Raw genomic sequence first — 13,759 nt, 5'->3', positions numbered from 1 at the left:
ACCATGAAAATACCATCGTCTTTAAAAACATTTGTGGCAGTACTGAGCCTGCTCCTATGCACCTCGAGATTATTTGCCCAAACCGATCCGCATTTTTCACAATACTATGCGTATCCACTTTGGTTAAATCCGGCATTAACCGGGGTTATTGATGGCGACTATCGCGCATCAGTAAACTTTAAACAGCAGTGGGGGGCATTAAACAGTTCATTTTTAACTGGTGGAGCTTCCTTCGATCTCGCACCAAAGAAAAACTTTGCTTTTGGTGGTACCATCCTGAATCAGCGGGCCGGTGAGTTGGATTTTAACTACCTCACGGCGCTGGTATCTGGTTCCTATCGTTTAAGGTTTGGCAGACAAGGATTGCAAACCATAAATTTCGGTTTGCAGGCAGGGGTTATCAATAGGAGTTTTGATTATTCTCAGGCACGATTTGGCAACCAGTTTAATCCCTTAACAGGCTACGATGGAGGCATGATAAATGGGGAAACTTTCCAGTCGCAATCTTCACTGGTACCTGATGTTAACTTCGGTATTATGTATTTTGATGGTAATCCAAACCAGAATGTTAATGTATTTGTAGGCGCCAGTGCGGCACATTTAACCCGCCCAATAGATCGTTTTACAGGAACTGAATCCAGAATCCCCGTAAGATTTACCGGCCATGGCGGTGCCCGCATTCGTGCTTCAGATTTCTTAGATCTTGTTCCGAATGCATTGGTAATGTACCAGGGGAATACCAACGAAGTTTCAGTAGGTGCTTATGCACAACTCAATGTAAATCAGTCATCTAATATTTTGTTCGGCGGTAACTACCGGATGAAAGATGCAGCCATCGCATTTGTTGGTTTGCAGCTAAGCAACATGGTGTTTGGTTTAAGTTATGATGTAAATACCTCCTCATTTAACCGTGCATCCAATAGCAATGGAGGGATAGAATTATCTATCTCCCTGATTGGGCGTAACGGAATTATCGGTCCAAATTTCTTTTGTCCACGCTTATAATTAATAATAAAATGAGAAAAATATTTTTGTGTTTATTATTGGCAGCTGGAGGTTTTGCAAATGCCCAATATGTTGTAAATTATAAAAAAGTAGCAGATACTTATTTTGAGAACAAGGACTATTACGCGGCCTCTACTTTCTATAAAAAGGCTTTAAAAATTACGGGCGATACGGCACAAGCCATTTTACCTTATGGAAAAGAGCGGAAGGGGACTTCAGATAATAAGGTGATTGAAGATTATGAAGGATCGATCTATAACCTGGCAGAATCTAGCCGTATGTACAGAGAGTTTGCAGAAGCAGAAAAGTACTACGGCATTGCGATTACTTTTACCAATACCAGGTATAGAAAAGCACTTTTTTATTATGCAGAAAGTTTGAGGGCAAATAAAAAGTTCAATCCTGCGATTGCCTCATTCGAATCATTTATCAGCAAAAACCCAGCTGATCCCTTGGTTAAAGATGCACAAAAGGAAATTGCTTCCTGCAAATTTGCACTCGAAGAAATGAGATTTCCAAGAATGGTTCAGATTAAAAAAGTACCGGCAAATGTGAATGGCTTAGGGTCAAATTATGCAGCGGTAAAGGTTGCAGAAGACTTTTATTTCACCTCATCAAGACCTATTAATGTGAACGGTAAAAGAGATGTAGTGAAAACAGAAACCGGTGAAGTTCAGGTTTCTACCAAAGCAAACCCTTTTCTAAATACACTGTATATCTCTAAAAATGCATTAGCTACTACAGATGTTTCTGTAAAGATGATGGATATTAATCTGCCTAAGGATATGGAAGTTGCTGCGGCAAGCTTTTCTCCGGATGGCAATACGGTTTATTTCACTGCCTGGAGAGAAAAAGAGCGTTATGCCATCTATCAAGCTAAAAAAAGCGATGATAAATGGTCAAATCCTCAACCTGTTGGCCTGGAGGTAAATAGCAAAGATTTTAATTCACAGCAGCCATTTGTCACCCGTGATGGTAACTTTCTCTTGTTTTCATCAGATCGAACCGGCGGTTATGGCAAATTTGATATTTGGTATTGTGCTATCCGAAGCGATGGCACTTTAGGGCAGGCGGTAAACCTTGGCCCAACCATTAACACGGAGGATGATGAGCGTGCACCTTATTACAACCCCATAACCAAAAAATTAATGTTTAGTACCGATGGCAGAATTGGTTTAGGTGGTTTAGATTTTTTTGAGTCAGAGGGTGATTTGGTAACCTGGTCTGAACCTAAAAACATGGGCTATCCATTCAATTCATCAAAAGATGATTTATATTTCACTTCAACCAATGCCGATGATACGAAAGGCTATATTAGTTCAGACCGCGAGTCATCATGCTGCCTGGAGGTATTTGAAATTAAGAAAGAATATTTTTCTGTTGAAGGCCTTTTAACCGATTGTAAAACCAAACTACCCATGGCAGGTGCGGCTATAGCTTTCTCTAACGTGGAAGGAACACAAACGGTAACCACTGGCATAGATGGAAAATACCATTTCAAAGCAGATTCAAAACGACCGATAAAACTCACTTTCTCAAAAGAAAACTATTTCGCCATTACCAAGAATTATGTTTACGAAGAGTTGGCAAAAGCAGATACCATGATCTACAAAGATTACTGTTTGAGCCCGTTTAAAATTGGAATTCCAATCGCATTAGATAATGTATATTACGAATTTAATAGCGTAGATTTAACGGAACCATCTAAAAAAGTGTTGGATTTTCTAATTCCGATTATGGAAGATAATGCAGAGATGGAGATTGAATTGGGATCGCACACTGATAATATCGGCACAGACGAATACAACCTTGAATTATCAAATAAAAGAGCACAATCTTGTGTAGATTATTTGGTAAGCAAAGGGATTTCAGCATCCAGGTTAACCTCAAAAGGATACGGAGAATCTACGCCGATTGCACCAAATGAGATTGGCAGAGGCCGGAGGAAGAAAGATAATCCTGATGGCAGAGCTAAAAACAGAAGAACCGAATTTAAGGTAACTAAAAAATAATTTCAATAATTGTCCCCCGTTGAGAGCCACTTCTATTTTTTGGAAGTGGTTTTTTAGTTTTGTGCAGATAGCAATTTTATAATTAATCTTTGTAATTTTCGCTGGTTATACAATCTCATGAAACTCAATCTAAGCCCAACACTCATCTTTCGAACCCCAATGTTTTCTTATGTGGCTGATTTGCAGGCTTGTTGGGAGGAACTGAAAAAAGCAATAGCCGTATCGTCTGGCGATTTTTATGAAACGATAAAAGATGTGGAAGCAAAGGATCTAAGTGCCTTGCCACCAAAAATATACTTTACCATTTGGAAGTATTTTAATAGGGCAAAATATCGCTCTACGCCCTATGGAACATTTGCAAGTTTTAGCATTTTAAACGATGCCATTAAAACGCATGCTACCAACCTGGAAGTTAGTGAAGAACAGATTGTTCATCGTTTTATCGACTGGCCGTATCGCAATCAGTTGATTTTTGACTTCGATACTTTTCTGAATAAGAATGGTTTTTTGTTTAGCAATAGCAGTTTCTACGCTACGCTTGATGGTATCCGTTACATTGCTTGTACAGAGGGTGTTTTTGAACTTGCTGAGATTGGGAATGACGAATTTGTGCTGCAGATTCTGAATGCTTGTATGCAGCCTATTCGGTTGCAGGACTTAATTGCAAAGCTTAATTTAGACACCGGGCAGGAATCAGATCTGTTTAGCATGCTGAAAGATATGCATGATTTGCAGCTCATTTTTACTGATCAGGATCCAAATATTATAGGCGAAGATTATTTCAAAAGAATTGGAGAAGAAGTAACGGAAACGCTACCTCAATATATAATTGCAGAACGGAAAGTTCTAAGTGGGGGAGTAGACCGCAATCTCTTTAAGGCTGTTCCGAATTTACTTAATCTATTGCAGAAAATCGTTCCGAAAGAAGAAAGGTCTGCATTAACGGCATTCATTCAGCGATTTAGTAAAAAATTCGAACAGCGAGAGGTTTCACTTCTTTTAGCCCTCGACCCTGAAATGGGTGTGGGTTATGATGAACTGGAGCAGAGTGAAGGGGATGATTTCGTTCTTCAGTTTAATAACAAAAAAAAGGATAATAAATTAAGCGACGATTTGAAATCCAGCTTGAAAAAATCATTATCATTAGAAAAATTCGAACCAGGGAAAACGGTATTTCTAAACGAATTAAACTTAATTTTAAATGAAAAACCTACTCCGCTTCCAAATTCGCTGAGTATACTGTTAAATGTTGCGGATGATTTAATTACAATGGATCAAATAGGAGGGGTAACTGCAAATGCATTAGCAGGTCGTTTTTCTATGGCAAACCATGCGGTTGAAGACTATTGCAAAGAAATTTCAACAATAGAACAGGAAGCAAATTCAGGTGTGCTTTTCTTTGATGTTGCTTATATGGTAGAAGCCACTGTAGACAATATCAACAGGCGAAAACTGGTTTATCAACATCAGCTTTCCATTCTTAATTACGATACCTCAGCAAATCCACTCTTACTCAATGATATTCAGCTCTCGGTAAGAAACGGAGAGGTTGTGCTTAGGTCGAGGTCGTTAAACAAACGTTTAATGCCACGCTTGGCTTCTGCATATAACTATACGAGGTCGGATCTATCTGTATTCCGCTTGCTCTGCGATTTACAATATCAGGGAATACAAAGCAATTTATCGCTCCCGCTTGATGTTCTTTTCCCAGATTTGAATTATTATCCGCGACTGCAATACCAGAATATCATCTTAAATACACAGAAGTGGCGGGTTGAAAAGGAAAACTTCTTTCCGGCAAAAATACCGCTTTCTGTTGATGCATGCAGGCAGTATCTGACCAAGCTTGGGGTGTCTGACTACTTCAAAACAGGGTTGTCGGATCAGACATTATGCTTCGGCCTGGCCATTGATGAAGATTTAACAGCGTTTATGCAGTTTATGCAAAAGCATAAGCACATTTACCTCGAAGAGGTGATTTTGCCAAAACAGCATTTGGTTGTTAATGAACACGCAAAACCTTATTTAACCCAATTTATACTGGGTGTTACACACAATGAGCGCATTTATAACGAGGCTCAGGCAATTAACATTGATGCCGTAAAACCTGTTCAGCAAATTTTTCTTCCGGGAAGTGAATGGCTTTATTTTGAAATATTTTGTCACCAGCAGCGATCAGATGAAATTCTTGTTAATGTAATCCATACATTTCTCCAGGCACATGAGGGTCAGATTAAATCGTGGTTTTTCATCAGGTATAATGAAAATGGAAACCATTTAAGATTTAGAATTAATGTTAAAGATGTGGCGCATAACCAATTGCTTAGTACATCATTTGCTGAACATTTAGCACCATACATCAGCAATGGATTGGTGTCAGATTTTTATTTAAGGGCCTATAAGCGTGAAATTGAACGCTATGGAAGCGATCTGATTGAGCAGTTGGAGGTACATTTCAACTTTGATAGTGTTTTTGTATTGTCTATCCTCCCGCAACAGCCCGATTCTTTTAGCAAGTATAAGTTATGTGCAACAATTGCAAACCTGTTACAGGAACAAGGCGTTTTCGAAATAGAAGAGCTCAGAAAGGTAGTTAAAATGGCATCAGATTCATATAACAATGAACACCGTTTAGATGCAGCAGATTTCAAAAAGCTGAATCAGCAATATCAATCGTATAAAACCAGTATCACGGCAACGCTTGATGAAAACCAACAAATATGTTTTAACCAGTTGGTTCAATCGTTGGTTTCATTATTGCAGCAAATGGAGCCTGGGCGTAAAATCAGGCTATTTATGGATTTAATGCACATGCATGTGAATCGGCTTTTTGATAAAAACCAACGAACCCATGAAATGGTCATGTACTATTTACTATTGAAGGATCTTCAGCGTGGCAAGGCTACCGGTTAATATTAAGTTTAGCCATTGGGTTAACTACTTCAACAGTTATTTCAGTTACATACCTGTTCAAAGGATCAGTGTAGTATTTAAAAACAAAATCGTCTTTGTAAAAGCTTTTTAAACGGTTTGCCACATTTTCTAAGCCAACATGATGACTTTCATGTTTACCACGGCCATCATTTACCATATTAATGGTGCTGATATTCAAGGTGTTTTGTTTGTAATCTATTTTTACCACAGCAGGTTGCGTAGAATGGGTTACATTTCCATGCTTAAAAATGTTTTCTACAAGAGTAAGAAGGATGAGCGGTGGAAACCTCAAACCAAATAAATCACCACTCACCTCCAGCGCCATGTTAATCGTATTTGCTGTACGCAATTTATGCAAGTTGATTAAATGTTCTATTTGTTCTACTTCCTCTCGCAAAGGCACCAGTTCTGAAGCTTCAGGTTGTTTCAGTGCATAGCGCATCATTTCTGATAAATTCATAATCGCATCAGCCGCCATTGGTGCCTTCTTCCGGGTATCGTTATAAATAAAGTTTAACGTATTAAATAGAAAATGCGGATTAATCTGACTCCTCAAAAAGTTGTTTTGCGATTGAACCAGGTCTGTTTCCAAACTCTGCTTCTCAATTTGAGTAATTAAATTCTGTCGCTCCAGAATTTCTACCTTTTTCTGGTCATCAAATGATTTAAGAATGTAAACGTAACCGGTAGCAAAACCAATAAAAAGTAACGACCTGTAGATGCAGGATAAAATGAACGTGCGGGTAATAAAATCCCAACCTTCATATTCAACAAATCCTAACTTACCGAACAACACGACCAGCAAATAAGTTAAAAGAATATAAGCAAATAAGTTGATGAGTATTAGCCCTAAAATCTTTAAAAATTTAAGTGTTGCGCTATTGTCTTTTATCACTTTTCCAACAAGGTAAGCATGGGTATAAAAAATGAAAACGTTGGTAATGTAAACAAGAACGTATTGGCCAACAGGTCGGAAGTGATTAGCGGTGAAGCCTAAAATAAATACCTCATAAATGATGTAGATTCCCCAAATAATGCAATGAAGATTATATTTTTTCCAGAAATTTTTAAGCGTTAATTGTATCATTTTTTAGGTTAAATCTACTGAAATTGAGGTTTTATCTTCCAAAAGTAAGTGTTTGTGTAAAAAAATAGGGGGGCAAAAATTTAGGCTGCACCTTTACAGAAATTAATAACAACAATAATAACACTTTAAAATTTATCATATCATGAAAACTCAAAACACTCCAAAAATCGCTAAAAAAACTGTATTTGTTTATAAAAATGTTAAAGCTCAAAATAACTTCACTACGAATGCAACAGGAGATATGAGCCATACCATCGTAATGACCAGCTATATTGTAGACTAATAATCTATTGAATTTCTGATAATAGATTAGGTACTACTTTTAAACAAAAATTAATAATAACTCTTTCTAAATTTATCATATTATGAAAACTCAAAATACGCCGAAACTTGCTAAAAAAACTGTTTTTGTTTACAAAAATGTTAAAGCTCAAAATAACTTCACTACTAATGCAACAGGTGATATGACCCATACCATAGTAATGACCAGCTACATTGTAGACTAATACCTACTGGTTTCTGTTTGATTTTAATAAACTGTTTTGTACATAGGTGAAGAAAGCTTCTTTATAGCCCTCACCAATTTGTATCATTTCATTATTAGTTAAGCGGATAATGTTTCCATCCACTTTTTTGATAGCAGATTTAGCAACGATGTTCGATTTGTTTACCCGAATAAATGGATGACGCTCTAAAGCCTTGTCAATCTCCTTTAAGGTAAGGTAAGTGATGTGTGTTTCAGTATTGGTAATAATCTGAATATAGTTCTGAAGTGCTTTGATGTAAAGAATCTCATCGATAGCAATATTGGAAAACGCATATTTATGGTCGCCTTTGATATAAAGTGCAGATACCTGGTCTACTTCCTTTGCTGCGCGGGCGTTATTAGCTTCTTTTTTCAAAATTCTATCTATACCCAGGGCAAATTTAGCAAATGAGATAGGTTTAAGCAGATATTGATCAGATTGTACATCGAAGGCTTGTAAAGCATAATCAGGATGTGCAGTGGTGAAGATTAGATACTTCGCCTTTTCCCTAATATTCTTGGCTAATTCGAGGCCATTAATTCCAGGCATATCAATGTCCATGAATAATAAATCGATCTCATCATCTAAGCTAAGCTCAGTCAGTGCCTGGACAGGACTGGTAAAAGTCTTAAAAACACTCAAACCGGGCATCTCTGCGATATGGTCGGTAATTACCTCAATTGCATGCTGTTCGTCGTCGATAACAACGCATTTTAGATTCATGATAGTTATAAATAATATTGCTTGAAATGAATTATTGCAAGTTAAATAAAAAATGGATTGTATTTAGCTTCATCGTATTAAAAAAAACGCAACGCTAGTTTCGTGTAAAAATCTACAGGTTTCGTGTAAAATTCTGGGGGGTTCATGTAATAAAATCTCTTTCATATCTCTTTTTTATAATCTTTAAACTGTTTGCCAAAAACAAATAATTAAGATGACTGGTGTTTTCACCATTATCATTTTAATTAACCTAACATCTGCCTGCCCAAATTTGTGTAGCCTGTTCTAAAGATCATTTTAAACAGGCAATACAAAACTGGGTTAAGCACGGAAGGTTTTAAAATTTGGAAATACAAATAACCCCATACCTCTAAAAAAATATACACTATCATGGAACTTAAAGACGAAATAGGGCAATTTGCTGTCAGGATCAAAAAGATGCTTCCACAAGTTCAAACAGAAGATTCAACCAGAAATGCATTAGTTATGCCTTTCATCCAAATTTTAGGCTTCAATCCTTCAGAGGTTCAATCTGAGGCTGTGCTGGATTTTGGAGTGAAGAAAAGTAAAAAGGTTGACTATACCATTATGAAAGATGGTGAGCCTACTATTTTGGTAGAGTGTAAGCACCATGAAGATAGCTTGGATATTCACGATTCACGTTTATCGAAATACTTCCGTAAAACGAAAGCAAAATATGGCTTACTAACAAACGGATTGGTTTATCGCTTTTACACAGAGAAGATGGTAAAATCAAAGAAAAATCAGGCCCCTTTATTCGAATTTAAATTAACAGATACTAAAGCGGCAACAATTGCCAAGATGATTGAAGATCATAAAGATTACTTCAATGTTGATCAAAAGCAGGCAGCAAGCTAAAATTTTACTAAAATCTTAACGTCCCGGAGATTCTATAGAAATTAAGTCCTAATTTATTAGGGCTTTTTTTTGTGCGCTATTTTGATTGGTGAGCCACCAAAAGATAGACGGAAATGTATGACGAGCATATTCATCCTCTAACAATTCCGTCTGATCTCCATTCCATAAAATAAAGAAAGGGAGAAACCTTACGATCTCTCCCTTTCATAAAACATATTATTCAGCGATTAGATTAACTCTACACTTCTACTCACGAAAGCAGTTAATTCAGCACCAGTTAACATACCTTGTGCTAATAAAGCTAAATCAACAGCCTGTTTAGCAAGATTAGCTTGCGCTTCACCTTCTGTATTTAAGATCTTGCTCACCAATTTGTGGTTTCCGTTAATAGCCACTTTGTAGCTATCCGGCATCTGACCGTAGAAGCCCATTCCACCGCCCATAGCAGCCATGTCCTTCATGCGTCGCATAAATTCATCCATGGTAATGGTTACTGGTAATTCATCCGGATTTAAGGCGATAACCTCTACCTGCATGCCCGGTTTAGTAATTGCTTTTTCAAAGATTGCAGTTACTTCTTTAACCTGATCTTCGCTTAAAACGTGTTCGTTTACTTCATCTTTCTCAATCAGCTTGTCAGCAACACTAGAATCTACCCGTTTAATTGAGGTTTTTTCTAATTTCTGCTCCATTTGATTAATGAAGTGGTTGTCTATTGGTGAATCTAATACCAAAACATCATAATTCTTTTTATTCGCTGATTGAATAAAAGCATCTTGTTTTGAAGCATCGTTAGCGTACAAATACACTACGGTACCATTTTTATCTGTCTGTAAAGGTGCTACCTTCTCTTTATATTCATTTAAAGTGAAAAGTTCGTTTTTAGTGTTACCCACTAAAGCGAAATCTTTGGCTTTATCGTAGAATTTCTCTTCGCTGATCATTCCGTATTTAACGAACAAACCAATGTCTTTCCATTTGTCTTCAAATGCCTGACGATCTTTCGTAAATAACTCAGCTAATTTATCAGCAACTTTTTTAGTAATGTAGTTGTTAATTTTCTTTACGTTACTATCTGCTTGCAAGAAGCTACGTGAAACATTTAATGGAATATCAGGTGAATCAATTACACCATGCAATAACATTAAAAATTCTGGAACAATATCTTTAACCTCATCGGTAATAAATACCTGGCGGGAGTATAATTTAATTTTATTGCGTTGCATTTCGAAATCATTTTTCAATTTCGGGAAATACAATACACCAGTGAGGTTGAAAGGATAATCTACATTAAGGTGGATCCAAAACAATGGTTCTTCGCTAAATGGATATAATTCACGGTAGAAACTCAAGTATTCTTCATCTGACAAATCTGCAGGTGCTTTTGTCCAGATGGGATTAGTAGTATTGATGATATTATCAACTTCTACATCCATATATTTTTTCTTGCCTTCTTCATCTTCACCATCCTCTACAGATTCTGTTTTAGTACCGAACTGAATTGGAACAGGTAAGAATTTAGCGTATTTATCTAAAATCTCTTGTAATTTAGATTCTTCCAAAAACTCTTCAGAATCTTTGTTTACATGAAGAATGATATCTGTACCACGGGTAGTTTTTGTGCCTTCCGTAATTTCAAATTCAGTACTTCCATCACAAACCCATCGTGCTGGTTCAGCACCATCCTGATAAGATAAAGTTTGAATTTCTACTAGATCTGCAACCATAAAAGCAGAATAGAAACCTAACCCAAACTTTCCGATAATCTCATTAGCGTCTTTTGCATCCTTAAATTTCTCTACAAATTCACTTGCACCAGAAAATGCAACCTGGTTGATGTATTTTTTAATTTCTTCTGCAGTCATTCCTAAACCATTATCACTAATGGTAATAGTTTTGGCTTCTTTATCAACGGCAACTTTTACTAAAGGTTGACCTACTTCGCCATTAAACTGACCTAATGAACCCAGTCTTTTAATTTTCTGAACCGCATCTACAGCGTTTGAAACCAACTCACGGAGAAAAATCTCGTTATCAGAGTATAAAAACTTTTTAATTATCGGGAAAATGTTCTCGGTATGTATCGAGATGTTTCCTTTTTCTTGAATGCTCATATGTAAATAAATTGTTTAATCTACATCCTGCATAACAAGGGTTGTTCCAAAGCCTTTTGTTTGCCAAAATGACAGCCTTGTTTTGTCTTCATTGCCTGGAAAAAACGACGAATTAATCTGTTATCTTGGATCTATAAGAATATTTTTGTTCCAGTGGTTTATCTAATTCAGGAGTTATTTACAAACTTCAAGATTTGTAACCGGGATTTATTTAAATAAACCAGAAAAGCCAAAAAACAGTTGTGTCTTTTGGCTTTTTATAAAGTATATCTGTTTCTAATTTAAATGAAAACTCGGTTTATCTTCTTCTAGAGATAGGATTTTAGTAATCTTTTTCAGGAGAACATCCATCTGGAATGGTTTTGAAAGAAAATCATCCTGGCCATAATTTAAAGTGGTAAAATCGTTCTGATTATATAAACCAGAAATTAGAAGAATCGGAATTTTAGAAGTGTTCTCGATAGATTTTAATTGCTCACATAATACACGCCCGTCGATATGACCAAGCGATATATCAAGTAGGATTAAATCTGGCTTAAAGCTTTCAATCCGGTTAAATATCTCTTCTCCATCGTTAAGTGCTGAAACCTTGAACCCACCGATTTCCAGTATTAATTGTATGGTTTCTAAAACCTCAATATCATCGTCAACTACCAGTATTCTCTTCATATGTTTTAAGCAATTTATTTGCCTTCAAAAATATAACAAAATGTATCATGTTAAGTTTACAATCTTAAGAATATTTTAACAATTAGTTGATAAACAAATAAAATTTTGAAATATTAACTGGCTTGCTGAACAATTCCCTCTTTTTGCAGAATAAAATTAAAAAGCTCTTCTATTGGTTTCTGTAAGATTTTTCCTGGTTCGATACCATTCTCAATTAAAACCTCAATTAAAGTTTCCTGATAATAGTATGCAATAGAGCCAACGAAATGGCAAGGTACATCTTTGTACTTGGGGTAATCCTTTACATTAGTATTCACGAATTCCTGAAATCCGCTTTTTAAAACCTCCTGAATAAACGGATGATCTCGGTGGCTGGCCATAAATCTACTAAAGCCTGCCAGGTAAATATTAGGAAAAGGCTTTTGATAGACATTGGTGATAATTTGCTCTTTATCAGCAGGAAAAGCCTTTTTAAATTCTGCAGCTAAGCCAGCAGGCATTTTATCATATAAATAGGCAAGCAACACTTTTTTGCCGAAAAAGGTGCCCGAACCCTCATCACCAAGAACATAACCTAAGCCATGGTGGCCATCATGAATCTTTTTGCCATCAAAATAGCAAATATTTGACCCTGTTCCTAAAATGCAGTTTAATCCTTCGGCATTGCCGCACGTTGCATAAACAGAGCCAAGCAAATCGTGATCTACAGAGATAAAAGCGTTTTGAAAAACTTCGGAAAGGCCATTCGAAACCACTTCGTGTTTATCTGGTGAGGAGCAACCCGCGCCAAAAAAGTAAATTTCCTTTACCTGATCCGCGTATTGAATTACGGTTTCATTTTTCGAAATTAGATTTGAAATATCCTGCTCACTTAAAAAATAGGGGTTTATTCCAGTGGTATTAAATTTAATGGTTTCTCCATTAAGATAACCCATCCAATCTGTTTTTGATGAGCCACTATCTGCAACAAGTATCATGCACTAAATATAAAAATTAAATGTAGAATTTTATGCTTGAAATAATTTCGTTACCCGTTTGTGGCTTTAATTTCTATTATCTCTATTTATGAAATCTTTGAACACATTCAGTAAGCGTTTCTAAATTTAAAAAATTTGCTATTGGCTGGGTATTGGAATATCTCTACCATTATCTTCAGAACCTGTTTAAATTGGATAAAAAAGAATGTTTATACCATGCATTATGAAGTTTTGGTATGCGGCTTTTCTCCTTTTGATTCACCTGCTATACCAATGATTTAGGTATTATCTTCTGTATCGAGGTTATTATCCTATAATTTGAAGTTATTTAGTTTGATTTTGAAGCTAATATCTTAGCGCTTATTTAGATTTTCTTTCACTATATATTTACCCTGCTTATATCATCCTGAATATCAATTTGGAAAGCAGACTTTAGCTTTATTAAATTATGAAAACATAAGTGTTATTGGGTTGGCATAGGTATATCTCTGCCTGAATCTTTGATGTAATGGATTATATTTTTTATCTCACATTCACTTAAGGTGTCCATCCTTGCCGTTTTAAAGTTTCCGTCTTTATTATACCACCCCTTATGCTTTTTAGTAAAAATATAATCGATAAGCTTTAGGCTATCTACAGCCGCTAAACCTCTAAATGAAATCGAACCCTTACTATCAATTCTTTCTTCAATTGAGGCGATATGGCAATTTTTACAGCCAAAATTAGATATAAGTTGACCAACATCATACCTTGAAAACCTACAGGTATCTACCGATTTTTTAATTGTATTTTCTTTCACATTTTGACATGCAAATAGCAATATGCTAAGTAG

General features: G+C 36.1%; 12 protein-coding genes. 6 read left to right on the top strand and 6 right to left on the bottom strand.

The annotated features are described in order from the left end of the window. Positions 1–3: 3 nt before the first annotated feature. The 3 genes from SOM16_RS01625 (at position 4) to SOM16_RS01615 (ending at position 5,930) form a co-directional block, all read left to right on the top strand. On the top strand, positions 4–1,005 hold the full coding sequence (locus SOM16_RS01625) for a PorP/SprF family type IX secretion system membrane protein (protein ID WP_320462237.1): 1,002 nt from the start codon (positions 4–6) through the stop codon (positions 1,003–1,005). 11 nt (positions 1,006–1,016) lie between these two features. Further along, on the top strand, positions 1,017–3,017 hold the full coding sequence (locus tag SOM16_RS01620; RefSeq protein ID WP_320462236.1) for an OmpA family protein: 2,001 nt from the start codon (positions 1,017–1,019) through the stop codon (positions 3,015–3,017). 117 nt (positions 3,018–3,134) lie between these two features. Then, a complete protein-coding gene (locus tag SOM16_RS01615) occupies positions 3,135–5,930 on the top strand; it encodes a thiopeptide-type bacteriocin biosynthesis protein (protein WP_320462235.1) in 2,796 nt (931 codons plus the stop codon). On the opposite strand, the gene SOM16_RS01610 is transcribed toward SOM16_RS01615, so the two are convergent. Continuing rightward, positions 5,920–7,038 (bottom strand): sensor histidine kinase, encoded by a 1,119-nt coding sequence (locus tag SOM16_RS01610; RefSeq protein WP_320462234.1) that lies wholly within the window; start codon positions 7,036–7,038, stop codon positions 5,920–5,922. The two genes, SOM16_RS01615 and SOM16_RS01610, sit on opposite strands and share 11 nt — an antisense overlap. A gap of 142 nt (positions 7,039–7,180) precedes the next feature. Between SOM16_RS01610 and SOM16_RS01605 the strand changes: the two genes are divergently transcribed. Continuing rightward, entirely contained in the window at positions 7,181–7,321 is a 141-nt protein-coding gene (locus SOM16_RS01605) for a hypothetical protein (protein ID WP_320462233.1), read from the top strand. Positions 7,322–7,403: 82 nt separating this feature from the next. Beyond that, positions 7,404–7,544: a hypothetical protein gene (locus SOM16_RS01600; protein WP_320462232.1), complete on the top strand. Its 141-nt coding sequence runs from the start codon at positions 7,404–7,406 to the stop codon at positions 7,542–7,544. 3 nt (positions 7,545–7,547) lie between these two features. On the opposite strand, the gene SOM16_RS01595 is transcribed toward SOM16_RS01600, so the two are convergent. After that, a complete protein-coding gene (locus SOM16_RS01595) occupies positions 7,548–8,288 on the bottom strand; it encodes a LytTR family DNA-binding domain-containing protein (protein WP_320462231.1) in 741 nt (246 codons plus the stop codon). A 390-nt stretch (positions 8,289–8,678) separates the two neighbouring features. Between SOM16_RS01595 and SOM16_RS01590 the strand changes: the two genes are divergently transcribed. Next, on the top strand, positions 8,679–9,167 hold the full coding sequence (locus tag SOM16_RS01590; RefSeq protein ID WP_320462230.1) for a type I restriction enzyme HsdR N-terminal domain-containing protein: 489 nt from the start codon (positions 8,679–8,681) through the stop codon (positions 9,165–9,167). Between the two features lie 227 nt (positions 9,168–9,394). Here the strand turns inward: SOM16_RS01590 and htpG are convergent, their stop codons facing one another. The 4 genes from htpG to SOM16_RS01570 form a co-directional block, all read right to left on the bottom strand. Then, positions 9,395–11,281 (bottom strand): molecular chaperone HtpG, encoded by a 1,887-nt coding sequence (htpG, locus tag SOM16_RS01585; protein WP_341850288.1) that lies wholly within the window; start codon positions 11,279–11,281, stop codon positions 9,395–9,397. A gap of 276 nt (positions 11,282–11,557) precedes the next feature. After that, positions 11,558–11,950 carry a response regulator gene (locus tag SOM16_RS01580; protein ID WP_320462229.1) on the bottom strand — a complete coding sequence of 131 codons (393 nt, stop codon included), beginning with the start codon at positions 11,948–11,950 and terminating at the stop codon, positions 11,558–11,560. Between the two features lie 113 nt (positions 11,951–12,063). After that, positions 12,064–12,927: an N-acetylglucosamine kinase gene (locus SOM16_RS01575; RefSeq protein ID WP_320462228.1), complete on the bottom strand. Its 864-nt coding sequence runs from the start codon at positions 12,925–12,927 to the stop codon at positions 12,064–12,066. A gap of 463 nt (positions 12,928–13,390) precedes the next feature. Continuing rightward, complete coding sequence (locus tag SOM16_RS01570; RefSeq protein ID WP_320462227.1) at positions 13,391–13,726, bottom strand: c-type cytochrome; 336 nt, start codon at positions 13,724–13,726, stop codon at positions 13,391–13,393. Positions 13,727–13,759: the final 33 nt, after the last annotated feature.

This window comes from Pedobacter sp. CFBP9032 (genome assembly GCF_034045265.1).
Taxonomy (GTDB): domain Bacteria; phylum Bacteroidota; class Bacteroidia; order Sphingobacteriales; family Sphingobacteriaceae; genus Pedobacter.
This window is presented reverse-complemented; position numbering and strand designations above follow the sequence as displayed.

Coding starts and splice junctions, on each gene's coding strand:
- SOM16_RS01625 (WP_320462237.1), top strand. CDS start 4: ATGAAAATACCATCGTCTTTAAAAACATTTGTGGCAGTACTGAGCCTG.
- SOM16_RS01600 (WP_320462232.1), top strand. CDS start 7,404: ATGAAAACTCAAAATACGCCGAAACTTGCTAAAAAAACTGTTTTTGTT.
- SOM16_RS01595 (WP_320462231.1), bottom strand. CDS start 8,288: ATGAATCTAAAATGCGTTGTTATCGACGACGAACAGCATGCAATTGAG.
- SOM16_RS01580 (WP_320462229.1), bottom strand. CDS start 11,950: ATGAAGAGAATACTGGTAGTTGACGATGATATTGAGGTTTTAGAAACC.
- SOM16_RS01590 (WP_320462230.1), top strand. CDS start 8,679: ATGGAACTTAAAGACGAAATAGGGCAATTTGCTGTCAGGATCAAAAAG.
- SOM16_RS01605 (WP_320462233.1), top strand. CDS start 7,181: ATGAAAACTCAAAACACTCCAAAAATCGCTAAAAAAACTGTATTTGTT.
- SOM16_RS01575 (WP_320462228.1), bottom strand. CDS start 12,927: ATGATACTTGTTGCAGATAGTGGCTCATCAAAAACAGATTGGATGGGT.
- SOM16_RS01615 (WP_320462235.1), top strand. CDS start 3,135: ATGAAACTCAATCTAAGCCCAACACTCATCTTTCGAACCCCAATGTTT.
- SOM16_RS01620 (WP_320462236.1), top strand. CDS start 1,017: ATGAGAAAAATATTTTTGTGTTTATTATTGGCAGCTGGAGGTTTTGCA.
- htpG (WP_341850288.1), bottom strand. CDS start 11,281: ATGAGCATTCAAGAAAAAGGAAACATCTCGATACATACCGAGAACATT.
- SOM16_RS01610 (WP_320462234.1), bottom strand. CDS start 7,038: ATGATACAATTAACGCTTAAAAATTTCTGGAAAAAATATAATCTTCAT.